The organism is Streptomyces sp. NPDC059906 (assembly GCF_042730645.1).
Taxonomy (GTDB): domain Bacteria; phylum Actinomycetota; class Actinomycetes; order Streptomycetales; family Streptomycetaceae; genus Streptomyces; species Streptomyces rubrogriseus.
On the sequence record NZ_JBHWKU010000047.1, the window covers coordinates 15,816 to 39,635 of the forward strand.

General features: G+C 71.1%; 22 protein-coding genes. 2 read left to right on the top strand and 20 right to left on the bottom strand.

The features are described 5' to 3' along the window. Window positions 1–22: 22 nt before the first annotated feature. From rpsD to ACFV9J_RS37945, 5 genes are all read right to left on the bottom strand, one after another. Window positions 23–637 carry a 30S ribosomal protein S4 gene (rpsD, locus tag ACFV9J_RS37925; protein ID WP_003977321.1) on the bottom strand — a complete coding sequence of 205 codons (615 nt, stop codon included), beginning with the start codon at window positions 635–637 and terminating at the stop codon, window positions 23–25. Window positions 638–930: 293 nt separating this feature from the next. After that, window positions 931–2,286: a replication-associated recombination protein A gene (locus ACFV9J_RS37930; RefSeq protein WP_356866815.1), complete on the bottom strand. Its 1,356-nt coding sequence runs from the start codon at window positions 2,284–2,286 to the stop codon at window positions 931–933. A gap of 69 nt (window positions 2,287–2,355) precedes the next feature. Then, the gene (locus ACFV9J_RS37935) at window positions 2,356–3,018 is read right to left on the bottom strand and encodes a vitamin K epoxide reductase family protein (protein WP_385362381.1); all 663 of its coding nucleotides are present in this window, start codon (window positions 3,016–3,018) and stop codon (window positions 2,356–2,358) included. 194 nt (window positions 3,019–3,212) lie between these two features. Beyond that, window positions 3,213–4,475 (bottom strand): histidine--tRNA ligase, encoded by a 1,263-nt coding sequence (hisS, locus tag ACFV9J_RS37940; protein WP_385362382.1) that lies wholly within the window; start codon window positions 4,473–4,475, stop codon window positions 3,213–3,215. A gap of 11 nt (window positions 4,476–4,486) precedes the next feature. Beyond that, window positions 4,487–5,194: an MBL fold metallo-hydrolase gene (locus ACFV9J_RS37945; RefSeq protein ID WP_385362384.1), complete on the bottom strand. Its 708-nt coding sequence runs from the start codon at window positions 5,192–5,194 to the stop codon at window positions 4,487–4,489. A 183-nt stretch (window positions 5,195–5,377) separates the two neighbouring features. Here ACFV9J_RS37945 and ACFV9J_RS37950 point away from each other — a divergent pair, with 183 nt between their 5' ends. Then, complete coding sequence (locus tag ACFV9J_RS37950; RefSeq protein ID WP_385362386.1) at window positions 5,378–6,211, top strand: peptidylprolyl isomerase; 834 nt, start codon at window positions 5,378–5,380, stop codon at window positions 6,209–6,211. Window positions 6,212–6,346: 135 nt separating this feature from the next. Then, complete coding sequence (locus ACFV9J_RS37955) at window positions 6,347–7,576, top strand: DUF349 domain-containing protein (RefSeq protein WP_385362388.1); 1,230 nt, start codon at window positions 6,347–6,349, stop codon at window positions 7,574–7,576. Window positions 7,577–7,655: 79 nt separating this feature from the next. On the opposite strand, the gene relA is transcribed toward ACFV9J_RS37955, so the two are convergent. The 15 genes from relA to pgsA all read right to left on the bottom strand — a co-directional run bounded on the left by relA (window position 7,656) and on the right by pgsA (window position 23,699). Then, window positions 7,656–10,199: a GTP pyrophosphokinase gene (gene relA, locus ACFV9J_RS37960; RefSeq protein ID WP_109033931.1), complete on the bottom strand. Its 2,544-nt coding sequence runs from the start codon at window positions 10,197–10,199 to the stop codon at window positions 7,656–7,658. Window positions 10,200–10,382: 183 nt separating this feature from the next. Continuing rightward, the gene (locus ACFV9J_RS37965; protein ID WP_385362389.1) at window positions 10,383–10,931 is read right to left on the bottom strand and encodes an adenine phosphoribosyltransferase; all 549 of its coding nucleotides are present in this window, start codon (window positions 10,929–10,931) and stop codon (window positions 10,383–10,385) included. Further along, on the bottom strand, window positions 10,928–12,049 hold the full coding sequence (gene secF, locus ACFV9J_RS37970) for a protein translocase subunit SecF (protein WP_385362391.1): 1,122 nt from the start codon (window positions 12,047–12,049) through the stop codon (window positions 10,928–10,930). The genes ACFV9J_RS37965 and secF overlap by 4 nt, the downstream gene beginning before the upstream one ends. A 3-nt stretch (window positions 12,050–12,052) precedes the next feature. Beyond that, window positions 12,053–13,894, bottom strand: coding sequence for a protein translocase subunit SecD (gene secD, locus ACFV9J_RS37975; RefSeq protein ID WP_385362393.1), 1,842 nt, complete (start codon window positions 13,892–13,894; stop codon window positions 12,053–12,055). Window positions 13,895–14,029: 135 nt separating this feature from the next. Then, on the bottom strand, window positions 14,030–14,554 hold the full coding sequence (gene yajC, locus ACFV9J_RS37980) for a preprotein translocase subunit YajC (RefSeq protein ID WP_385362395.1): 525 nt from the start codon (window positions 14,552–14,554) through the stop codon (window positions 14,030–14,032). A gap of 175 nt (window positions 14,555–14,729) precedes the next feature. After that, on the bottom strand, window positions 14,730–15,803 hold the full coding sequence (gene ruvB / locus ACFV9J_RS37985) for a Holliday junction branch migration DNA helicase RuvB (RefSeq protein WP_385362397.1): 1,074 nt from the start codon (window positions 15,801–15,803) through the stop codon (window positions 14,730–14,732). Between the two features lie 46 nt (window positions 15,804–15,849). Continuing rightward, window positions 15,850–16,455, bottom strand: a complete 606-nt coding sequence (gene ruvA, locus ACFV9J_RS37990) for a Holliday junction branch migration protein RuvA (protein WP_385362398.1) — start codon at window positions 16,453–16,455, stop codon at window positions 15,850–15,852. After that, on the bottom strand, window positions 16,452–17,018 hold the full coding sequence (gene ruvC / locus ACFV9J_RS37995; RefSeq protein WP_385362432.1) for a crossover junction endodeoxyribonuclease RuvC: 567 nt from the start codon (window positions 17,016–17,018) through the stop codon (window positions 16,452–16,454). Before ruvC ends, ruvA begins: the two co-directional genes overlap by 4 nt. A gap of 111 nt (window positions 17,019–17,129) precedes the next feature. After that, on the bottom strand, window positions 17,130–17,882 hold the full coding sequence (locus ACFV9J_RS38000) for a YebC/PmpR family DNA-binding transcriptional regulator (RefSeq protein ID WP_109033922.1): 753 nt from the start codon (window positions 17,880–17,882) through the stop codon (window positions 17,130–17,132). A 49-nt stretch (window positions 17,883–17,931) separates the two neighbouring features. Continuing rightward, window positions 17,932–18,540, bottom strand: coding sequence for a pyridoxal 5'-phosphate synthase glutaminase subunit PdxT (gene pdxT / locus ACFV9J_RS38005; protein WP_385362400.1), 609 nt, complete (start codon window positions 18,538–18,540; stop codon window positions 17,932–17,934). Between the two features lie 11 nt (window positions 18,541–18,551). Further along, entirely contained in the window at window positions 18,552–19,463 is a 912-nt protein-coding gene (gene pdxS, locus ACFV9J_RS38010; protein ID WP_361010805.1) for a pyridoxal 5'-phosphate synthase lyase subunit PdxS, read from the bottom strand. 112 nt (window positions 19,464–19,575) lie between these two features. Continuing rightward, entirely contained in the window at window positions 19,576–20,118 is a 543-nt protein-coding gene (locus tag ACFV9J_RS38015; protein ID WP_109033917.1) for a hypothetical protein, read from the bottom strand. Between the two features lie 763 nt (window positions 20,119–20,881). Continuing rightward, entirely contained in the window at window positions 20,882–22,045 is a 1,164-nt protein-coding gene (locus ACFV9J_RS38020) for a glycosyltransferase family 4 protein (RefSeq protein WP_385362401.1), read from the bottom strand. After that, entirely contained in the window at window positions 22,042–22,977 is a 936-nt protein-coding gene (locus tag ACFV9J_RS38025; RefSeq protein WP_385362403.1) for a phosphatidylinositol mannoside acyltransferase, read from the bottom strand. Before ACFV9J_RS38025 ends, ACFV9J_RS38020 begins: the two co-directional genes overlap by 4 nt. Next, window positions 22,974–23,699 carry a phosphatidylinositol phosphate synthase gene (pgsA, locus tag ACFV9J_RS38030; protein WP_385362434.1) on the bottom strand — a complete coding sequence of 242 codons (726 nt, stop codon included), beginning with the start codon at window positions 23,697–23,699 and terminating at the stop codon, window positions 22,974–22,976. Before pgsA ends, ACFV9J_RS38025 begins: the two co-directional genes overlap by 4 nt. Between the last annotated feature and the right edge of the window lie 121 nt (window positions 23,700–23,820).

The following is a 23,820-nucleotide window of genomic DNA, read 5'->3' on the forward strand; positions in this document are numbered from 1 at the left end:
CTCGTTCAGCGTTTCCGCTGGATCAGCGGGCGTAGTACTCGACGACGAGCTGCTCGTCGCAGATCACCGGGATCTCCTTGCGGTTCGGCTCGCGGTCCAGGCGGAACGCCAGGGCCTTGAGGTTCACCTGGAGGTAGCGCGGGGTCTCGCCGTCGGGGGCGAAGCCGCCCTCGCGGGCGATGGTGAAGAGCGTCTTCTCCTTGGAGCGCTCGCGCACCTGCACCACGTCGTCCGGACGGACGCGGAAGGACGGCTTGTCGACCTTCTGGCCGTTGACCTGGATGTGGCCGTGGACGACCATCTGACGGGCCTGGTAGATCGTGCGGGCGATGCCCGAACGCAGGACCAGCGCGTCGAGACGGCGCTCCAGCTCGATGACCAGGGCCTCGCCGGTCTTCATGTTGGTCTTGGAGGCACGCTCGTAGGCGCGGACGAGCTGACGCTCGCTGAGGTCGTACTGCGCGCGCAGACGCTGCTTCTCGAGCAGACGGACCTTGTAGTCCGAGTTCTGCTTGCGGCCGCGGCCGTGCTCACCCGGCGGGTAGGGGCGGGCCTCGAAGTACTTGACGGCCTTCGGGGTCAGCGCGATGCCGAGGGCACGCGACTTCTTGACCTTGGGGCGGGGCTGGTTCGCCACTGTCTGTGTCTCTTTTCTGGGTTTCCGGCTTGTCAGGGTTGAGGGAGGTCGCATCCGCAGCCGGGGAAACCCGCCGGGTCCGCTCGGGACCTGCCGGGCAGCCGCTCCCTGGTCTGGGCACATACGTGCAGCACGCGAGTGGCCCACCGACCGCTCCCGGGTCCCCGGGTGGTGGTGGGCTGCCCGCGACACCATCGACGGTGCGCGACGCTCCTGGAACCCGTGAGGGTTCCGGCCGGTCGTCCCGTTCTGACTGCACGGGACACGGCACTGCGAGGGATTCTACAGGCTGCTCAGGACGGCTTGCGACCGAGGTGCCCGCGGGTCCACTCCACGGCGTCCGCGTACCGGGCCTCGGCGCCGTGCCGGGTCGGCGTGTAGTACGTCCGGTCCTTGAGGCCGTCCGGGGCGTACTGCTGGGCGGCGATGCCCTCGGGCAGGTCGTGCGGGTACACGTAGCCCTGCCCGTGTCCGAGCTTGCCCGCGCCCTTGTAGTGGCTGTCGCGCAGGTGGGCCGGGACCGGTCCGGTGTGCCCCTTGCGCACGTCGTCCAGGGCGGCGCCGATGGCGGTGGTCGCGGCGTTGGACTTGGGGGCCAGCGCCAGGGCGATGGTGGCGTGGCTGAGAGTGAGGGCGGCCTCGGGGAAGCCGATCATGGCGACGGCCTGGGCGGCGGCGACGGCGATCTGCAGCGCGTTCGGATCGGCCAGGCCGATGTCCTCGCTGGCCGAGATCATCAGGCGCCGGGCGATGAAGCGGGGGTCCTCGCCGGCCTCGATCATCCGGGCCAGGTAGTGCAGGGCGGCGTCCACGTCGGACCCGCGGATGGACTTGATCAGGGCGCTGGCGACGTCGTAGTGCTGGTCGCCGTCGCGGTCGTACTTCACCGCGGCCCGGTCGACCGTCTCCTCCAGCGTGGTCAGCCCGATCTCCGCCTCGCCCTTGTCGAGCGCGGCCCCGGCGGCGGCCTCCAGCGCGGTGAGCGCGCGCCGGGCGTCGCCGCCGGCGATGCGCAGGAGGTGCTCCTCGGTGTCCTCGGGCAGGGTGACGGCGCCCTTGAGACCGCGCTCGTCGGTCAGGGCGCGGCGCAGCAGGTCCCGGACGTCGTCGTCGGTGAGGGGTTCGAGGGTGAGCAGGAGGGAGCGGGAGAGCAGCGGGGAGATCACCGAGAAGTACGGGTTCTCGGTGGTGGCGGCGATCAGGGTGACCCAGCGGTTCTCCACGGCCGGGAGCAGGGAGTCCTGCTGGGCCTTGCTGAAGCGGTGGATCTCGTCGAGGAAGAGGACGGTCTCCTTGCCGTACCCGCCGACCGCGCGGCGGGCGCCGTCGATGACCGCGCGGACCTCCTTGACGCCCGCGGTGATCGCCGACAGCTCCACGAAGCGCTTGTTGGTGGCCTTGGAGACGACGTACGCCAGGGTGGTCTTGCCGGTGCCCGGCGGGCCCCAGAGGATGACCGACGAGGGCCCCGCCGGACCGGACGCGCCCTCGCCGACCAGGCGGCGCAGGGGGGATCCGGGCTTGAGCAGGTGCTGCTGGCCGACGACCTCGTCGAGGGTGCGCGGACGCATCCGCACGGCGAGGGGGCTGCCGGTCGGGTCCTTCTCCTGGCGTTCTTCGGCTGCGGCGGTGAACAGATCGGGCTCCACGCCTTGAACCCTAAATGACCGCACCGACAACGCGGCGGGCCCGGTGGGCCCGCCCGCGCGAAAGGCCGGTCAGCTGGTCCAGAAGTCCCACCAGCGGGTGAGGATCATCATGCCGATGATGCCGATGTGCAGCACCGGCAGGACCCAGGTGAACTCGCCGAAGAAGCCGCGCAGCCAGCCCGGCGCGGGCAGGAAGCCCTTGCGGACGTTGAAGGACGTCACGTACCAGAACATCAGGATCGTGGCGACCCAGGCCAGGCAGCACCACAGGCACAGCGAGTTGATCCGGTACAGGGACTGGAACTGCAGCCACGAGACGAACGCGACGCCGAACAGGCAGCCGGCGTTGAAGGTCAGCCAGTACCAGCGCGGGTAGGTGGCACGGGCGAGCAGACTCATGCCGACGCAGATGACGATGCCGTAGGCGACGAGGCCGAGCATCGGGTTGGGGAAGCCGAAGACCGAGGCCTGGTCGCTCTCCATGATGTTGCCGCAGGAGACGACCGGGTTGAGGCTGCAGCCGGGCGTGAACGTCGTGCCTGCGACCTTGGCCTCGAGGATCTTCTGCTTGTCGATCGTGATGACCCACGCGGCGAGCAGGCCGGCCGCGCCCGTGATCACCAGCAGCAGCGCGAGCGCCCGGCTGCCGCCCTCGGTGCGCGGGGCGCGGGTGCTGCCGTCCGGCGCGGACTCTGCCACGGTGGAGACGTCCTTCACTGTCGTCTTGCTCATCACGCCGATTCCGTCACTGGGGAGTGGGACCTGCTTCGGGCAGGGGCCATTGTGCCGCACAAGCCTGTAGGGGCACCGTTCGATGAGCCTATGAACGGATCAACGATCACTCCGGAGCGGCGCGTTTGGGCCACCACCCGTTCCCCAGGGGCACGCGCGAGCGAAAACGCGTGCCCCTGAAGGGGGTCGTCCCGCTAGCCGAGCCTCGACTCCAACTCCGCCACGATCTCGTTGACGCCGATCGCGGTCTGCTCGCCGGACTCCATGTCCTTGAGCTGGACGACGCCCTCGGCGAGGTCCCGCTCGCCCAGGACCAGGGTGTAGCGGGCTCCGGAGCGGTTGGCCGCCTTCATCGCGGCCTTGAGGCCCTTGCCGCCGTAGGAGAAGTCGGCGGCGACGCCGTTCTTGCGCAGCTCGGTGACCTTGGCGAACAGGATCCGGCGGGCCTCCTCCCCCAGCGGGACCGCGAAGACGGAGGTGGCGGACGGGATGTCCAGTTCGATGCCCTCCGCCTCCAGGGCGAGGACGGTGCGGTCGACGCCGAGGGCCCAGCCGACCGAGGGCAGCGAGGGGCCGCCGATCATCTCGGACAGGCCGTCGTAGCGGCCGCCGCCGCCCACCGCGGACTGGGAGCCGAGGCCGTCGTGGACGAACTCGAACGTCGTGCGCGTGTAGTAGTCCAGGCCGCGCACCAGCTTGGTGTCGTCCTCAAAGGCCACGCCTTGCGCCACCAGTAGAGAGCGCACCTCCTCGTGGTACGCCTTGCAGGCGTCGCACAGGTAGTCGCGCAGCAGCGGGGCGTCGGTGAGCTGCTTCTGCACGTCCGGGCGCTTGTCGTCCAGGACGCGCAGCGGATTGATCTCCGCGCGGCGCAGGGTCTCCTCGTCCAGGTCGAGCCCCCGCAGGAAGTCCTGGAGCGCGGCCCGGTAGACGGGACGGCACTCCTGGTCGCCCAGGGAGTTGAGCAGGATGCGGAAGTCCCGCAGGCCGAGTGCGCGGTACGACTGGTCGGCCAGGATGATCAGTTCGGCGTCCAGGGCCGGGTCCTCGGCACCGATCGCCTCGGCGCCGACCTGGGAGAAGTGGCGGTAACGGCCCTTCTGGGGGCGCTCGTAGCGGTACTGCGAGCCCGAGTACCAGACCTTCACCGGCAGGTTGCCCGCCTTGTGCAGGTTGGCCTCCAGGACCGCGCGCAGCACGGGGGCGGTGGTCTCCGGGCGCAGGGCGAGCCGGTCGCCGCCCTTGGTCTCGAAGACGTACATCTCCTTGGTCACGATGTCGGTGGACTCGCCGACACCGCGCGCGAACAGCTCGACGTTCTCGAAGCCGGGCGTCTCGATGTAGCCGTAGCCGGAGTTGCGCAGCGGGGCGGCGATCGCCTCGCGGACGGCCAGGAACTTGGCGGAGTCGGGCGGCAGCAGGTCGTACGTGCCCTTGGGGGCCTTGAAGGTGCTCACGGAAGGTCTCGTCACATTCCTCGTCGGGGCGCGTCCGATGCGCCCTGGCCGGCGGCCACCTGCCGCAGATACGGGTTGGTGGCGCGTTCCTGGCCGATGGTCGTCTGGGGGCCGTGTCCGGAGAGCACCACGGTCGAGTCGTCGAGCGGCAGGCACACGCGTGCCAGGGACTCGAGCATGTCGTCCATGGAGCCACCGGGGAAGTCGGTGCGTCCGATGGAGCCGGCGAACAGCAGGTCGCCCGAGAACATGACCGGCGGGATGTCCGCCGCCTCGGGCAGGCCGAAGGTCACCGACCCCTTGGTATGGCCCGGGGCGTGCGCGACGGTCAGTTCCATGCCCGCCAGCGCCAGCCGCGCGCCGTCGGTCAGCTCCTTGACGTCGTCCGGCTCCCCCACGGTCAGCTCGCCCATGAGCGGCATGCCGATGCTGCGGCCGATCCCCTTCTCGGGGTCGCTCATCATGAAGCGGTCCTCGGGGTGGATCCAGGCGGGCACGTCGTGGGCGCCGCACACCGGGACGACCGAGGCGACGTGGTCGATGTGGCCGTGGGTGAGGACGACGGCGACGGGCTTGAGCCGATGCTTGCGGATCGCGTCCTCGACTCCGGGGGCCGCCTGGTGGCCCGGGTCGATGATCACGCACTCCTCACCGGCGGCGGGGGCGACGAGATAGCAATTCGTCCCCCAGGCACCGGCGGGGAACCCGGCAATGAGCACGATCGTCCTTCGTTTGGGTCGGTACGGGTGGGCTTGCGAACGGGTCGCGCCCATGGTCAGAGCCTACCGGCGGTGCCGATTCCTCAGCGAACCCATATACGGTACGGGGCTACACGCCCACGGTCGGCTCATCGCACCCACGCGTACCGGTCGGCACACGAAGACGCATGAGGAGAGAACCCGGTGGTCACCCAGGAGCAGCGGCGGCGTCAGCTCGCCCGGGAGAAGTTCTTGCGGCAGCAGCAGCGACGCACCTCCGCGCGACGCAAGGCACGCATGCGCAACGCCGCTATAGCGTCGGTGCTCGGCGTGATTCTGATCGGCAGTGTCGCGCTGTACACGACCGGCGTGGTCCTGGGGGACGACGACGACAAGACGAACGCGGGCGCGGAGGTCACTCCGAGCGCCTCGGCGCCCAGCAAGGCGCCGGACCCGTGCGACAAGCCGGCCGAGGGCAAGGTCAAGACGCAGACCTGGAAGAAGGAGCCCGCGCAGACCGTCGACAAGTCGGCGAAGTACACGATGAAGCTGGCCACCACCTGCGGCGACATCGACATCGCGCTCAAGGCGAAGGCGGCACCGCACACCGTCAACTCGTTCGACTTCCTGGCCGGCAAGGGCTACTTCGACCACACCAAGTGTCACCGGCTCACCACCGAGGGCATCTACGTGCTCCAGTGCGGCGACCCCACGGCCCAGGGCAACGGCGGTCCCGGCTACAACATCCCGGACGAGAACCTGAAGGACAAGAGCCTCAAGGACAACGTGTACCCGGCCGGCACGGTGGCGATGGCGAACACCGGTCAGCCGGACTCGGGCGGCAGCCAGTTCTTCCTCGTGTACCAGGACAGCCAGCTGCCCCCGAGCTACACCCCGTTCGGCACCGTGTCGAAGGAGGGCATGGCCGTACTGAAGAAGATCGCCTCCGCGGGAGCCCAGCCCGCGGACCCCACGACCGGCAACACCGCGCCCAACGCGACGGTCGTGATCAACAAGGCGACCGTCACGAAATCCTGACCCTCATCAGCGAAAGTTCGGTCGTGCGGGATGCGGACAGGCCACCCGCCGGTCGCCTATGTTGGCCGTGACGAAACTGTGGACGATGCCCGGGGGTAGCGAAGCCCTCCGCAGGCATCATGTGGAGGAGGCGCTGTGAGCAGCGACCCGTGGGGCCGCGTCGATGAGACGGGGACCGTGTACGTGCGTACGGCCGACGGCGAGCAGGTCGTCGGCTCCTGGCAGGCAGGCTCCCCCGAGGAGGCACTGGCCTACTTCGAACGCAAGTACGAAGGCCTGGTTGTCGAGATCGGCCTCCTCGAGAAGCGGGTGAAGACCACCGACCTGTCGGCCAAGGACGCCCAGACCGCCGTCGACCACCTGCGCGAGCAGGTGGACGCGCACCACGCGGTCGGCGACCTGGAGGCCCTGCGGACCCGGCTGGACCAGCTCGTCGCGCTCGTGGAGACCCGGCGCGAGGAGCGCAAGGCCCAGCGGGCCAAGCAGTCCGACGAGGCACGCGGCGCCAAGGAGGCCCTGGTGGCCGAGGCCGAGGAGCTGGCGCGCTCGGACCAGTGGCGGGCGGCCGGTGAGCGGCTGCGGTCCCTGGTCGACACCTGGAAGGGTCTGCCGCGTCTGGACCGCAAGTCCGACGACGAGCTGTGGCACCGCTTCTCGCACGCCCGCTCGGCGTTCTCCAAGCGCCGCAAGCAGCACTTCGCGCAGCTCGACGCACAGCGCGAGGAGGCCCGGCGGATCAAGGAGCGGCTGGTCTCCGAGGCCGAGGCGCTGTCGAACTCGACGGACTGGGGACCGACGGCCGCCCGCTATCGCGACCTGATGTCCGAGTGGAAGGCCGCGGGCCGGGCCCAGCGCGAGCACGAGGACGACCTGTGGAACCGCTTCCGCGGCGCCCAGGACGTGTTCTTCGCCGCCCGCAGCTCGGTCTTCGCCGAGCGGGACGCCGAGCAGTCGGAGAACCTGAAGCTCAAGGAGGAGCTGGTCACGGAGGCCGAGAAGCTCGTCCCGGTCTCCGACCTGAAGTCGGCCCGCGCCGCGTTCCGTTCGGTCAACGAGCGCTGGGAGGCCATCGGCCACGTGCCGCGCGACGCCCGGCCGAAGGTCGAGGGGCGGATGCACGCGGTGGAGCGGGCCCTCCAGGAGGCCGAGGAGGCCGAGTGGCGCCGGACCAACCCGGAGGCACGCGCGCGTGCCGAGGGCCTGACCGGTCAGCTCCAGGCCGCCGTGGACAAGCTGCGCTCCCAGGTCGAGCAGGCCCGCGCCCAGGGCAACGACGCCAAGGCCGACAAGCTCGCGCGTGAGCTGGAGGGCCGCCAGGCGCTCCTCGACCAGGCGCTCAAGGGGCTGCACGAGTTCGGCGGCTGACGGCCGCCGACCGGACACGAGAGGGGCTCCCGTACGGTGCGTACGAGAGCCCCTCTCGTGTGTGCGCCTGTGCGGCCCGCTATGAGGGCCTGCGCGCCGAAGTCACCCGGTATACGTCGTAGACGCCCTCGACGCCGCGTACGGCCTTCAGGACGTGCCCCAGGTGCTTCGGGTCGCCCATCTCGAAGGTGAAGCGGGAGGTGGCCACCCGGTCGCGGGAGGTCTGGACGGCCGCCGACAGGATGTTGACGTGCTGGTCGGACAGCACGCGCGTGACGTCCGACAGCAGCCGGGAGCGGTCCAGCGCCTCGACCTGGATGGCGACCAGGAAGACCGAGGACTGGGTCGGCGCCCACTCGACCTCGAGGATGCGCTCCGGCTCGCGGGAGAGCGAGTCCACGTTCACGCAGTCGCTGCGGTGGACGGAGACGCCGCTGCCGCGGGTGACGAAGCCGATGATCGGGTCGCCGGGCACGGGCGTGCAGCAGCGGGCCAGCTTGACCCACACGTCCTCGACGCCCTTGACGACCACGCCCGGGTCGGCGTTCGCCCGGCGCTTGCGGCCCCGGCCGCGGGACGGCGGAACCGACTCGTCGATCTCCTCGGTGGCCGCCTCCTCGCCGCCGAGCGCCTGGACCAGCTTCTGCACGATGTTCGGCGCGGAGACGTGGCCCTCGCCGATCGCGGCGTACAGCGCGGAGATGTCCGAGTAGCGCATCTCGTGCGCGAGCGTCACCAGGGAGTCGCCGGTGAGGATGCGCTGGATCGGCAGGTTCTGCTTGCGCATCGCGCGGACGATGGCGTCCTTGCCCTGCTCGATCGCCTCGTCGCGGCGCTCCTTGGAGAACCAGGCGCGGATCTTGTTGCGGGCGCGGGGCGACTTCACGAAGCCGAGCCAGTCGCGGGAGGGGCCCGCGCCGGCCGCCTTGGAGGTGAAGACCTCCACCAGGTCGCCGTTGTCCAGGGTGGACTCCAGCGGCACCAGCCGTCCGTTGACCCGTGCCCCTATGGTGCGGTGGCCGACCTCGGTGTGGACGGCGTAGGCGAAGTCCACGGGGGTGGCCCCGGCCGGGAGCGCTATGACGTCGCCCTTGGGGGTGAAGACGAAGACCTCGTTGCGGGAGAGGTCGAAGCGCAGGGACTCCAGGAACTCCCCCGGGTCCTCGGTCTCCTTCTGCCAGTCAAGGAGCTGGCGCAGCCACGCCATGTCGTTGAGGTGGTCGTCCTTGCTCTTGCCGGACGACCTGGGGGCGTCGGTGCGCACCTTGGAGGCGCCGGCGACGGCCTCCTGCTTGTACTTCCAGTGCGCGGCGATGCCGTACTCCGCGCGGCGGTGCATGTCGAAGGTGCGGATCTGCAGCTCGACCGGCTTGCCGCCGGGCCCGATGACCGTCGTGTGCAGCGACTGGTACATGTTGAACTTGGGCATCGCGATGTAGTCCTTGAACCGCCCCGGAACCGGGTTCCAGCGGGCGTGGACCGTGCCGAGCGCCGCGTAGCAGTCGCGGACGGTGTCCACCAGGACGCGGATGCCCACCAGGTCGTAGATCTCCGCGAAGTCACGGCCGCGGACGATCATCTTCTGGTAGACGCTGTAGTAGTGCTTGGGGCGGCCGGTGACGGTCGCCTTGATGCGGGCCGCGCGCAGGTCCTGCTGGACCTCGTCGGTGACGACGGCGAGGTACTCGTCGCGTTTGGGGGCGCGCTCGGCGACCAGGCGGACGATCTCGTCGTACATCTTGGGGTAGAGGATCGCGAAGGCGAGGTCCTCCAGCTCCCACTTGATGGTGTTCATGCCCAGGCGGTGGGCGAGCGGCGCGTAGATCTCCAGGGTCTCGCGCGCCTTCTTCTCCTGCTTCTCGCGCTTGAGGTAGCGCATGGTGCGCATGTTGTGCAGGCGGTCGGCGAGCTTGATGACCAGGACGCGCGGGTCCTTGGCCATGGCGACGACCATCTTGCGCACGGTCTCGGCCTGCGCGGCCTCGCCGAACTTGACCTTGTCCAGCTTGGTGACGCCGTCGACGAGCAGGGTGACCACGTCGCCGAAGTCGCGGCGCAGGTCCTCCAGGCCGTACTCGGTGTCCTCGACGGTGTCGTGCAGCAGCCCGGCCATCAGCGTGGCCGGATCCATGCCCAGCTCGGCGAGGATCGTGGTGACGGCCAGCGGGTGCGTGATGTACGGGTCGCCGCTCTTGCGCTTCTGGCCGCGGTGCCAGCGTTCGGCGACCTGGTAGGCGCGCTCGATCTGGCGCAGGGTCGCCGTCTCGATCTTGGGGTCGTTGCCGCGCACTATGCGCAGCAGCGGCTCCAGGACCGGGTTGTACGGGTTGGCGCGCTGGACGCCGAGGCGGGCCAGGCGGGCGCGGACGCGGTTGGAGGAGCCGGAGCGGGCGGGCTGCCCGGCGGGGGCGCGGACCACGGGCGCGTTCTGCGGGCGCTCGGCCGGCAGCGGCTTGGGGCGCGGCTGCTGCTCGGCGGGCTTGTCGACCGGTGCGGCCGGGGCGTGCTGGATCGGCCCGTGCGTGTCGTTCTTCGCCTGGGGCGCGCTCGGCGCGGGCTTCGCCGCGGACGCCGAGGCGGACTCGGGCTTGGCGGCGGTCAGTGGCTGGGCCTCGTCTGGCAAGAGGACTCCTCGTGCGCGATCCGGGTCCCCCGGTCAGGCTCCGGATACCCCATGGTAGCGATCCTGCCCTCCAGGATCGCCTTCTGGCCAATGTGAGGGCCTGCGACGGCCGTCAACCCCTGCAACGCCTGGGGCGGGCGCCGGATTCCTCCGGGCCCGCCCCAGGGGTGCGGTTCGCACGGTTCAGACCGTGAGCAGCGCCTTCAGCGGGGCCCCGGCCAGAGCGGGCTCCAGCCGGGCCCGCCCGTCGAGGAAGCCCAGCTCCATCAGCACGGCGAGGCCCGCGACCTCGGCTCCGGCCCGGCGGATCAGCTCCAGCGAGGCCTCGGCGGTGCCGCCGGTGGCGAGGACGTCGTCGACGACCAGCACGCGGTCGCCCGCGGTGAGGTCCTCGGCGTGCACCTCGATCTCGGCGGAGCCGTACTCCAGGTCGTACGCCTGGCTGAGGGTGGCTCCGGGGAGCTTGCCCGCCTTGCGCACGGGGATGAAGCCGAGGCCCGCCCTCAGGGCCACCGGGGCGCCGAGGATGAAGCCGCGGGCCTCCAGGCCGACGACCTTGGTGGCGCCGGTCCGCCCGGCGACCTCGGCGAGGGCGTCGGTCAGGGCGGTGAACGCCGCCGGGTCCGCCAGAAGCGGGGTGATGTCCTTGAACACCACGCCCGGCTCCGGGTAGTCGGCCACGTCACGGATGCGGCTGAGCAGCAACTCCGTGAGGTCGGTCGTCTCGGTCATCGGCGCTTCCCCGAGGGCCGGCCGCGGCCCCTGCCGCGGGACGCGGGCTGATTGCGGGGCCCGACGACCGCGGGTGCGGCGTCGTCCGGCTCGTCGGCGTCGTACGCCTCCGCGTCAGCCGCGGACTCCGCGCTCTCGCCCTTGGCGGCCCCCTGGGCACGCTTGGCGAGGACCCGCTTCTTGAGGGCCTTCATCTGCGGCTCGGCCTCCTTGAGGTCGGCGACGAGCGGCGTGGCGATGAAGATCGACGAGTAGGCGCCCGCGGCGAGACCGACGAACAGCGACAGCGAGATGTCGTTGAGCATGCCGGCGCCGAGGACACCGCCGCCGATGAACAGCAGGCCCGCCACCGGCAGCAGCGCGACCACCGTGGTGTTGATGGAGCGGACCAGGGTGCTGTTGATCGAGCGGTTGGCGATCTCCGCGTAGGTCCAGCGGGTCTGCTTGGTGATGTCCCGCGTCTGCTCCTTGAGGCTGTCGAAGACGACGACCGTGTCGTAGAGCGAGTAACCGAGGATGGTCAGCAGACCGATCACCGTGCCGGGCGTGACCTCGAAGCCGACGAGGGCGTAGATGCCCACGGTGATGGTGATGTCGTGGATCAGTGCGACGAAGGCGGCCAGTGCCATGCGCCACTCGAACGCGATCGCCAGGTAGATCACCACGAGGACCATGAAGATCCCGAGGCCCTGCCAGGCCTTGTTCGCAATCTGGTCACCCCAGCTGGGGCCGACCAGGTCGGCGTTGATCTTCTCCGCGGAGACGTCCAGGTTCTTGGAGAGGTCCTCCTTGATCCGGTCCGACTGCTGGGTGTCGGTGCCCGCGATCTGGATGCGGAGGCTGCCGTCGCCGAGCTTCTGGACGATGGCGTCGTGGCCGGAGGCCTCCTCCGCCCAGGTCTCGGTCTGGGCGACCGAGGCGCTCATGTTCTTCGGGGTGGTGAAGACCGCGCCGCCCTGGAACTCGATGCCCATGTGCAGGCCGCGCACCGCCAGGCCGACGATGGCCGTGATGGTGATGAGGATCGAGATGCCGTACCAGATCTTGCGGTTCTTGACGAAGTCGTAGCCGACCTCGCCGTGGTGCAGTCGGGCGCCGAGTGTGCCGAGCTTCGACATCTCTCACGCCTCCTTCGGGTCGACAGGGCCGGCGGCAGGACGGGACGGACGGCGGGTGCGGCGCAGCGGAGGCTTGGCACCCAGGGCCTTGGGGTCGAGGCCGGACCACTTGTGGCCGCTCGCGAAGAACTTGCGCCGCGCCATCAGTGTCAGCAGCGGCTTGGTGAACAGGAACACCACGACCACGTCGAGCAGGGTCGTCAGGCCCAGCGTGAACGCGAAGCCCTGCACCTTGCCGACGGTGACGATGAAGAGCACCGCGGCGGCGAGGAAGGACACGAAGTCGGAGACGAGGATGGTGCGCCGGGCGCGCGGCCAGGCCCGCTCGACGGAGGGGCGCAGCGTGCGGCCCTCCCGGATCTCGTCGCGGACGCGTTCGAAGTACACGATGAACGAGTCCGCCGTGATGCCGATGGCGACGATGGCACCGCACACGGCCGGCAGGTTCAGCGCGAAGCCGATGGTCGGGCCGAGCAGCGACATGATCACGTACGTGAGGCCGGCCGAGACCAGCAGCGAGCAGACCGCGATGAACGACAGCCCGCGGTAGTAGAACAGCAGGTAGAGGACGACCAGGGCGAGGCCGATCGCGCCCGCGATCAGACCGGCCTTGAGCTGCTCACCGCCGAGCGCGGCGGTGACGGTGGTGACGCTGTCCTCCTTGAAGGTCAGCGGCAGCGCGCCGTAGGACAGCATGTTGGCGAGGCTCTGGGCCTCCTCCTGGCCGAAGCTGCCGGAGATCTCCGCGTTGCCGCCGGTGAGCGCCTGGCTGACGTACGGGTCGGAGACGACCTCGTTGTCCAGGACGATGGCGAACTGGTTCTGCGGGGACTGGTTCTGCGCCAGCTTGCCGGTGATGTCCGCGAACTTCTTGCTGCCCTTGTCCGTGAACTTCATCGTCACGGTCCAGCCGGCGGCGGTCTGCGTGTTGTAGACGGCCTCGGCCTCGTCGACCTCGGTGCCGTCGACCGCGGCGGCGCCGAGGATGTACTTCTGCCACTGGCCCTGCGAGTTCTGGCCGCAGGCCACGGTCTGCTCGCTCGGCTTGGCGCCGTCACCGGCCTTGGCGCGGGCGTTCTTGTCGGTGCAGTCCAGGGCCGCGTACTGCTGCTGCAGCTTGGCGGTGGCGTCGTCGCCGGAGGCGCTGGCGCTCGGGGACGGGGAGGCTCCGTCGGAGCTCGTCGCGGACGGGCTGGGGTCGGCCTTCAGGGCGTCGCTGGCGGCGCGGCCCTGGCTGGTGGCGCTCGCCGAGGCGGAGTCGGACGGCGTGCCGCTCGCCTTGTCGCCGTCGGTGGCCTTGTCGCCGTCGGTGGCCTTGTCGCCGTCGGTCGCCTTGTCCGTGGCCTTGTCGGTCGCCTTGTCGGTCGCCTTGTCGGTCGCCTTGTCCGAGGCACCGCCGGTCTCGCTCGCCGAGGGGGTGCCGGTCGCGTTGGCACCGGAGAGTTCGGTGGCGAGGACCGGACGGAAGTACAGCTTGGCGGTGGTGCCGACCTGCTGCCGGGCTTCCTTCGAGTTCGTCCCCTTGGGGATGTTGACGATGATGTTCCGGTCGCCCTGGGTCTGGACCTCGGCCTCGGAAACACCCAGACCATTGACACGGCGGTTCATGATCTCGACCGCGGTGTCCATGTTGGTCTTGTTGATCGCGGACTCCTGGCCCGCCTCGGGCACGGCCCGCAGGGTGATGCTCGTGCCACCAGCCAGGTCGATGCCGAGACGCGGAGTCGTGTGCCCGGAGGCGAACATGCCTCCGGTGAGCGCCACGATGGCGATCAGAATCAGGGCCAGCGAGCGCCCGGGCTTACTCTGAGCGCTCGCATTCTTTCCCTTTTTAGGTGCTACCACCTTTGTGTACTCCCTCTCGGGCCGCTTCGCGCCCAGAAGGCGTCACCGGCGGCCATCACATGGTGTCCGGATCCGTGCGAGCCGCGCGTCACGCGGGGTGCGCGGGAACCCGTCCCGCGCACCCCGGGGCACGGCTTACTTCGCCTCGGAACCGCCGTCGGACTTCTTCGCCTGCTCGTCCGTCTTCGCCTCGGCGGGCGCGGCGTCGACCGTCGGCTCGTCGGCCGTCGGCTCGTCGGCCGTCTCGTCGGCGGGCTCGGCCTTCTTGCCGAGGTCGACGGACTTGTCGTCGGAGGCGTCGTCGTCGGAGGCGTCGGTCTCGGTGAGGGAGGAGGCGTCGTCGGGAACGACGTCCGCGTCGGACTTCAGGTCGTGCTCGATGCCGTGGACGATGCGGTTGTACTCGTCGTCGGTGAGGACGGCACCGATGGAGTTCTTGGCGAAGAGCAGCTCGACCCCCGGGCCGGCGTCGAGGAGGACGGTGTCGTCGTTGACCTCCTTGACCGTGGCGTACATGCCCCCGATGGTGCGGACACCGGTTCCGGGCTGCATCTCGCTCCGCATGTTGGCGGCCTGCTGCTGCTTCTTCTTCGCCGACCGGGTCATCAGGAACATGGCCCCGATGAGCACGATGAACGGGAGGAGGGTCACGAGACTCACGGGTCGGTACTTCCTTCACACGACCGCGATGGGGAGCGGCCTGATGGTTGGGGGTGTGTACACCGCCGACAGGGGCGGCATCGGCGGAGTCTAGGCGAGTCCGCGCGCATGGAACAACGCCCAGCATGGCACCGGGGTTCCTGCTCCGGCGAATGTGCCCCGCGTGAGCGGGTCCTCACGCCCCGAACAGGTCCGGTTGTCCGTTTCCTGAACCCTGCGAACGCGGCGGGGTGAGGCCGAGGTGCGCCCAAGCGGCCGGAGTGGCCACCCGTCCGCGTGGGGTGCGGGCGAGCAGACCCTCCCGTACGAGGAAGGGTTCGGCGACCTCTTCCACTGTCTCACGCTCCTCCCCCACGGCGACGGCGAGCGTGGACAGGCCGACCGGTCCGCCGCCGAACAGCTTGAGGAGCGCCTCCAGCACCCCGCGGTCGAGGCGGTCCAGGCCCCGGGCGTCGACCTCGTACACGGCGAGGGCGGCCGAGGCGATCTCCTGGGTGATCAGGCCGTCTGCCTTGACCTGGGCGTAGTCGCGGACCCGGCGCAGCAGGCGGTTGGCGATGCGGGGGGTGCCGCGGGAGCGGCCGGCGATCTCGGCGGCGCCGGTGGCGTCGATCTCGACGTCGAGCAGACCCGCGGAGCGGTGGATCACGCGTTCCAGCTCGGCCGGTCCGTAGAACTCCATGTGGGCGGTGAAGCCGAAGCGGTCGCGCAGCGGGGGCGGCAGCAGGCCCGCGCGCGTGGTGGCGCCGACCAGGGTGAACGGGGGCAGCTCCAGGGGGATGGCGGTGGCGCCGGGGCCCTTGCCGACGATGACGTCGACGCGGAAGTCCTCCATCGCCATGTAGAGCATTTCTTCGGCGGGCCGCGACATGCGGTGGATCTCGTCGAGGAAGAGCACCTCGCCCTCCTGGAGGGAGGAGAGGATCGCCGCGAGGTCGCCGGCGTGCTGGATGGCGGGGCCCGAGGTGATGCGGATGGGGGCTTCCATCTCGGCCGCGATGATCATCGAGAGGGTGGTCTTGCCGAGGCCCGGGGCGCCGGACAGGAGCACGTGGTCGGCGGTGGCCCCGCGCGCGCGTGCGGCGCGGAGCACCAGGTCGAGCTGCTCGCGGACCTTCTCCTGGCCGATGAACTCGCCCAGGTCCTTGGGGCGCAGGGCGGCCTCGACGGCCTGGTCCTCGCCGTCGGCGGCAGCGCCGACCAGCCGCTCGGCGGCGGCCTCCGCGTCGGTCGTGTCGTCCCAGTTCACTTGATTCTCCTTGCCGTGCGCACCGGGTCGGTGGTGGCGGGCGTGGTCAGCGGGCGCGGTTCAGCGTCTGCAGGGCGGCCTTGAGCAACTGGCCCACCTGCGGCGCGCCCCCGGCGGCCTCGGCCTGCGGCGCCACGGCGGAGACGGCCTCGTCGGCCTCGCGGGTCGCGTACCCGAGGCCGATCAGGGCGGCGTGCAGCTGGTCGCGCCAGCCGGTGCTGACCGGGGCGCCGACGGCGGGGGCGCCGATGGGCTCGCCGAGCCGGTCCTTCAGTTCCAGGAGCAGCTTCTGCGCTCCCTTCTTGCCGATGCCGGGGACGGTGGTGAGCGCCTTCTCGTCCCCCGTGGAGACCGCTCTGCGCAGGGCGTCGGGCCGGTGCACGGCGAGCATCGCCTGGGCGAGGCGGGGGCCGACGCCGCTGGCGGTCTGGAGCAGTTCGAAGACCTGGCGCTCGTCGTCGTCGGCGAAGCCGTAGAGGGTGAGCGAGTCCTCCCGCACGACGAGGGAGGTGGCGAGCTTGGCGGGCTTGCCGAGCCGCAGGGTGGAGAGCGTGTTCGGCGTGCACTGCACGGCCATGCCGACGCCGCCGACCTCGACCACCGCGGCGTCGGGTGCGAGGGCGGCGACGGTGCCGCTGACGAAGGCGATCATGCGGGGCGGCCTTTCGACGGGTGGGGCTTGTGGGGGCGGCGCGGGCCCGGTGAGGTGTGCAGGGCCACGGCCTGCTGGAGGCGGTTCTGCGCGGGGGCGCGCCAGATGTGGCAGATGGCGAGGGCGAGGGCGTCCGCGGCGTCGGCGGGCTTGGGCGGGGCGGCGAGCCGGAGCAGGCGGGTGACCATGGCGCCGACCTGTGCCTTGTCGGCGCGGCCGCTGCCGGTGACGGCGGCCTTCACCTCGCTCGGGGTGTGCAGGGCGACGGGGATGCCGCGGCGGGACGCGCACAGGATCGCCACGGCGCTGGCCTGGGCGGTGCCCATGACGGTGCGGACGTTGTGCTGGCTGAAGACGCGCTCGACGGCGACGAACTCCGGCCGGTGCTCGTCGAGCCACTGCTCGATGCCCTGCTCGACGGCGACGAGGCGGTGGCCGAGGTCGGCGTCCGCGGGCGTGCGGACGACGCCGACGCCGATCATGGTGAGCGGCCGGCCCGCGACGCCCTCCACGACGCCGATCCCGCAACGGGTCAGCCCCGGGTCCACCCCCAGTACGCGCACCAGCAGGCCCCTCTCGTCGATCACCTGTTTGTGCAGGCTATCGGGTGCCACCGACAACGCGACGGGCCGACGGGTGGTGTCCCCGTCGGCCCGCTGAGCACAGGGCGCGGCCTATGCGTCCACCTTCTCCATGATCTCGTCGCTCACGTCGAAGTTGGCGAAGACGTTCTGCACGTCGTCGCTGTCCTCCAGGGCGTCGATGAGCCGGAAGATCTTCCGCGCGCCCTCCTCGTCCAGCTCGATCTGCATGGTCGGGACGAAGTTGGCGTCGGCGGACTCGTAGTCGATCCCGGCCTCCTGGAGGGCGGTGCGGACCGCGACCAGGTCGGTGGCCTCGCTGAGCACCTCGAAGGACTCGCCGAGGTCGTTGACCTCCTCGGCCCCCGCGTCCAGGACGGCGCCGAGGACGTCGTCCTCGGCCAGCTCGCCCTTGGGCACGATCACGACGCCCTTGCGGTTGAACAGGTACGACACCGAGCCCGGGTCGGCCATCGAACCGCCGTTGCGGGTCATGGCGACGCGGACGTCGGAGGCGGCGCGGTTGCGGTTGTCGGTGAGGCACTCGATGAGCACCGCGACACCGTTCGGACCGTAGCCCTCGTACATGATCGTCTCGTAGTCGGCGCCGCCGGCCTCCAGGCCGCCGCCGCGCTTGACCGCGGAGTCGATGTTCTTGTTGGGCACCGACTGCTTCTTCGCCTTCTGGATGGCGTCGTACAGCGTCGGGTTGCCCTCGATGTCGACGCCGCCCATGCGCGCCGCGACCTCGATATTCTTGATCAGCTTCGCGAAGAGCTTGCCGCGCTTGGCGTCGATCACGGCCTTCTTGTGCTTCGTCGTAGCCCATTTAGAGTGGCCGGACATCTGCCTGTCTCCTTCGCGTAACCCATCTCCTGCAACGAACGCAGGAATCCTACAAGGACTGAGCCGCCCGGTTCGCGCGCACCATGTCGGCGAAGAGCCGGTGCACGCGGTGGTCGCCGGTCAGTTCCGGGTGGAACGAGGTGGCCAGCGCGTTGCCCTGGCGGACGGCGACGATGTGGCCGTCGTGCTCGGCGAGCACCTCGGCGGCCGCGCCCACGGACTCGACCCAGGGGGCGCGGATGAAGACCCCCTCCACGGGCTCGCCCCCGACGCCGTCGACGTCGACGGCCGCCTCGAAGGACTCGTTCTGCCGCCCGAAGGCGTTGCGGCGCACGATCATGTCGATGCCGCCGACCGTCTCCTGCCCGGAGCGCGGGTCGAGGATCTTGTCGGCCAGCATGATCATGCCGGCGCAGGTGCCGTAGACGGGCATGCCGTCCCGCACGCGCGCGCGGAGGGGTTCCATCACGCCGAAGAGGACCGCGAGCTTGGAGATGGTGGTGGACTCGCCGCCGGGGATGACCAGGCCGTCCACCTCGGCGAGTTCTTCGGGGCGCCGCACCGGCCTGGCCACGGCGTCGGCCACGGCCAGGGCGACGAGGTGCTCCCGTACGTCGCCCTGGAGGGCCAGGACCCCGATGACGGGGGTGTCACTCATGGATCGGGCCCTTACCAGCCGCGGTTGGCGTAGCGCTCGGTCTCGGGGAGGGTGTCGCAGTTGATGCCGACCATGGCCTCGCCGAGGTTGCGGGACGCGTCCGCGATGATCTTCGGGTCGTCGTAGAAGGTGGTCGCCTTCACGATGGCGGCGGCACGCTTGGCCGGGTCGCCGGACTTGAAGATGCCGGAGCCGACGAAGACGCCCTCGGCGCCGAGCTGGCGCATGAGCGCGGCGTCGGCGGGGGTCGCGACACCACCGGCGGAGAAGAGCACGACCGGCAGCTTGCCCAGCTCGGAGACCTCCTTGACCAGCTCGTACGGGGCGCGCAGGTCCTTGGCGGCGGCGTACAGCTCGTTGTTGTCGTAGCCGCGCAGGCGGGCGATCTCGTTCTTGATCTGGCGCAGGTGCCGGACGGCCTCGACGACGTTGCCGGTGCCGGCCTCGCCCTTGGAGCGGATCATCGCGGCGCCCTCGGCGATCCGCCGCAGGGCCTCGCCCAGGTTGGTGGCGCCGCAGACGAAGGGCGTGGTGAAGGCGAACTTGTCGCTGTGGTTGACCTCGTCGGCCGGGGTGAGGACCTCGGACTCGTCGATGTAGTCGACGCCGAGGGACTGCAGGACCTGGGCCTCCACGAAGTGGCCGATGCGGGACTTGGCCATCACCGGGATGGACACGGCGCCGATGATGCCCTCGATCATGTCCGGGTCGGACATCCGGGCCACGCCGCCGTCCTTGCGGATGTCGGCGGGGACGCGCTCCAGGGCCATGACGGCCACGGCGCCCGCGTCCTCGGCGATCTTCGCCTGCTCCGGCGTGACGACGTCCATGATGACGCCGCCCTTGAGCTGCTCGGCCATGCCGCGCTTCACGCGCGCGGTGCCGGTCTCGGGTGCCTGGTTTTCGGAGAGCGTGCTGGACACGGGTACCTCGCTGGGGAGAAGGGGGGTTGTGCAGCAACGAGGAAACGTGAGGCGAGCAGGCCACAGCAAGGGCCAATGAGAAGGCGGTGGATCGTTTTCGTCCCCCGGGGCGCTACGCCGCCCGCTCCACCAGGGCGGCCGGCGACTCGTCGTCCATCTCGAAGGCCAGCGGGAAGGGTGCGTGCCCGGCGAGGCGGAACCAGCGGACCTTGCGGTGCTCGCGCAGCCTGCGGGCGGCGCCCACCGCGTCGTTGTGGAAACGACGGGCCATCGGCACCCGCCGTACGGCCTCGGCCAGTTCGTGGGCCGCCGCCTCTCCCCCGGGCGCCTCGCGCAGTACGTCCACCTGCTGCGCGTCGGCGAAGACGGCGCGCAGGGCCTGGCTCAGCTCGCTCTCGGCGACCTCCCGCAGCTCCTCCTCGGCCTGCCGGGCGGCGTGTGCGGCCTCGTAGAGGACCATGGAGGCGGCCGGGTCGAGCACGCCGGAGGTGGCGAGTTCCTGGGCCACGGACGCCCTGCGCAGCAGCTGTGCGTCCAGGGCGGCACGGGCGGCGTCGATCCGGGCGTGCAGCCGGTCCAGGCGGCCCGCCGTCCAGCTGAGGTACAGGCCGACGGCGACGAGGACGACCAGGATCCAGATGAGGGTTGCGGTCACGGGCCGCAACCCTATCGGTGGGCCGCGTGGGCCAAGTGCGTCCGGTGGACTCCGTACGTCCGGTGGACTCCGTACGCCCTGAGGGGTCCCGTACGCGGCAATGGCCTCCCGCACGCGGGTGACTCCGGGTGCACGACGTACCTCCGGGTGCGACGACGGCCCCGTGCCTGCCGGGAGGCCGCGCCCGCCCGTGCACGCCTGACGGTCCCCCCGTGCCCGCGGGGCCGACCGCGCCCGACCCCGACCCGGACGGCACCGCCCGGGTCGGCCCCTGTGCCCAGCACTGGCCCTACGCGCGCGTGGGCCCGTACGCGCCCGCGGGCTCGTACGCGGCAATGGCCTACCGCACGCGGGTGACTCCGGGTGCACGACGTGCCTCCGGGTGCGACGGCGGCCCCGTGCCTGCCGGGAGGCCGTGCCCGCCCGAGCACGCCTGACGGTCCCCCCCGTGCCTGCCGGGCCGACCGCGCCCGACCCCGGCCCGGACGGTACCGCCGGGGCCGGCCCCTGTGCCCAGCAGTGGCCCTACCCGCGCGTGGGCCCGTACGCACGCGTGGGCTCGTACGCGGCAATGGCCTCCCGCACGCGGCTGACCGGGTGCACGACGTGCCTCCGGGTGCGACGACGGCCCCGTGCCTGCCGGGAGGCCGCGCGCCCGTGCACGCCTGACGGCCCCCCGTGCCCGGGTCGGCCCCCGTGCCCAGCACTGGCCCCACGCGCGCGTGGGCCCGTACGCGCCCGCGGGTCCAGGCGCGTCGGTGGGTCAGTCCCTCGCCAGGCCGAAGCGGGCGCGCAGGCCCGTCGCCCGGTCGTCCGTCGCCACCGCCGCCGCTCCCGCGGTGACCGTCTCGTAGACGGACAGGATGTCCGCGCCGACCGTGGACCAGTCGAAGCGCCGTACGTGGGCGCTGCCCCGCTCCCGCAGTGCGGCGCGCCGCTCCGGGTCGGCCAGCAGGCGTACGGCCGCCTCGGCCAGGGCGTCGGCGTCCTCGTTGGGGAAGAGTTCACCGGCCGCCCCCTGGTCGAGGACCTGGGCGAAGGCGTCCAGGTCGGAGGCGAGGACGGGAGCGCCCGCCGACAAGGCCTCGACCAGGATGATGCCGAAGCTCTCGCCGCCGGTGTTGGGCGCCACGTACAGGTCGACGCTGCGCAGGAAGCGGGCCTTGTCCTCGTCGCTGATCATGCCGAGGAACTCCACGCGGGAGCGCAGTTCCTTGGGCAGGCTCTCCACGGCCTCCTCCTCGTCCCCGCGCCCGGCGACGAGCAGCCGGGTCTGCGGTCGGGCGGCGAGGATCGCGGGCAGCGCCCGCATGAGCACCGGCAGGCCCTTGCGGGGCTCGTCGATGCGCCCTATGAAGCCGATCGTGTCGCCCTGCCACTCCGGCTTGGGCTCGGCGTCGGCGAAGAAGTCGACGTCGACGCCGTTGGGGATGACGACCGCGTCGCCGCCCAGGTGCTCGACGAGCGTGCGGCGGGCGTACTCGCTCACGGCGATCCGGGCGCTGATCTTCTCCAGGGCGGCCTGGAGGATCGCGTACGCGGCGATCATCGCGCGGGAGCGCGGGTTGGAGGTGTGGAAGGTGGCCACGATCGGGCCCTGCGCCGCCCAGCAGGTCAGCAGGCCCAGCGAGGGCGAGGTCGGCTCGTGGATGTGGATGACGTCGAAGCCGCCCTCGTGCAGCCAGCGCCGGACCCTGGCCGCCGACAGGAAGCCGAAGTTGAGCCGGGCCACTGAGCCGTTGTACGGCACCGGCACCGCGCGGCCCGCGGAGACGACGTACGGCGGCAGCGGCGTGTCGTCGTCGGCCGGGGCGAGGACGGACACCTCGTGGCCGAGCCGGATGAAGTACTCGGCGAGGTCCCGGATGTGGAACTGGACGCCGCCCGGCACGTCCCAGGAGTACGGGCAGACGATGCCGATCCTCACGACGCGCCGCCCCGCCCGTCGGCCGCCCCCGGCGCCTTGGCGGGGTCGAGGTCCTTGAGCCACAAGCGCTGCAGCATGTGCCAGTCCTCCGGGTGGTCGGCGATCCCCGTGGCGAAGGCATCGGCCAGCGCCTGTGTCATGACAGACGTCTTCTCGGCCCGGGTACCTGACCCGGGCACCTCGACCGGCGGGTGGACGCGGCCCTGCATCACCGGCGAGTCGTCGTACCAGAGCGTCACCGGCAGCAACAGCGCGCCCGTCTGCTGGGCGAGCAGCGCGGGACCGGCCGGCATCCGGGCCGTCTCGCCGAAGAAGCCGACCTCCACACCGGAGGCGGACAGGTCGCGGTCGGCGACCAGGCAGACCAGGCCGCCGTCGCGCAACCGCCGGGCCAGCGTGCCGAAGGCGGTGCCGCCGCTGTGCGGCAGGACCTCCATGCCGAGGCCCTCGCGGTAGGCGACGAAACGGTCGTAGAGGGTCTCCGGCTTGAGGCGCTCGGCGACGGTGGTGAACGGGATGCCGAGCTTCGTGGTGACCCAGGCGCCCGCGAGGTCCCAGTTGGCCAGGTGCGGCAGGGCGAGTATCACGCCCTTGCCGGCGTCCATGCCGTCGGTGAGGTGGTGCAGGTCCTTGGGCGCGAAGCCGCCCTTGATCCGCTCGGTGCTCCACGCCGGGAGCCGGAACGACTCCATCCAGTAGCGCAGGTACGAGCGCATGCCCGCGCGCGAGAGGGCGGCGAGCCGCTCGGGGCTCGCGCCGGGCACCACGCGCGCGTAGTTGCTCTCCAGGCGGCGCACCCCCGCACCGCGCCGCTTCCAGGCGACATCGGCGACGGTGCGGCCGAGGCGCACGGCGGCGGGCTCGGGGAGCTTCTTCACGGTGCCCCAGCCGGCGCCGTACAGGCCGTCGGTCAGCCGGTCCCGAGCGCTCACTTGGCCGCCTCGGCGTCCGGGCTCTCCTGCGCGGCGGCGTCCGCCTCGGCGGCCTCACGGCGGACCGTGACGACCCGCTGGACCAGCGTGACGAGGCTGCCGACGGCGACGATCCACAGGGCGATCGGCAGCAGGTACTGGATGCCGGGCACGCCGAACTTGTGCAGCCCGGCGAATCCGGCGGCGACCAGCGAGATGACGAGGCGCTCGGCGCGCTCGACCAGCCCGTTGACGGCGACCGGCAGGCCGATCGCCTCGCCGCGCGCCTTGGTGTACGAGACCACCTGGCCGCTGGCCAGGCAGAAGATCGACACGGCGCACAGCACGATGTCGTCACCGCCGCCCGCGTACCACAGGGCGAGGCCGCCGAAGATCGCGCCGTCGGCGACCCGGTCGAGGGTGGAGTCCAGGAACGCGCCCCAGCGGCTGGAGCGGCCCAGCTGGCGGGCCATGTTGCCGTCGACCAGGTCGGAGAAGACGAAGAGCGTGATCACCACCGTGCCCCAGAAGAACTCACCCATGGGGTAGAAGACCAGCGCACCCGCGACCACACCGGCGGTACCGAGGAGCGTGACCGTGTCCGGGCTGACGCCCCGCCGGATGAGAAACGCGGCGAACGGTGTGAGGACACGCGTAAAAAATGCACGCGCGTACTTGTTCAGCATGGCCTTCCCGACGGTCGGTGTGGCGCCGCGGCCCTTGCTGGCCACCGGCTGGCCCATCGTAGTCACGCGCGCGCGTGGACGGTGGCCGGGCACCCGGAGCCCCCGCCGGGCGGCCGGTGGCCACCGGGATCGGGTCCTTCGTATGGACGCGGCGTGACGGGAGTGGAAAGCTCGAAGG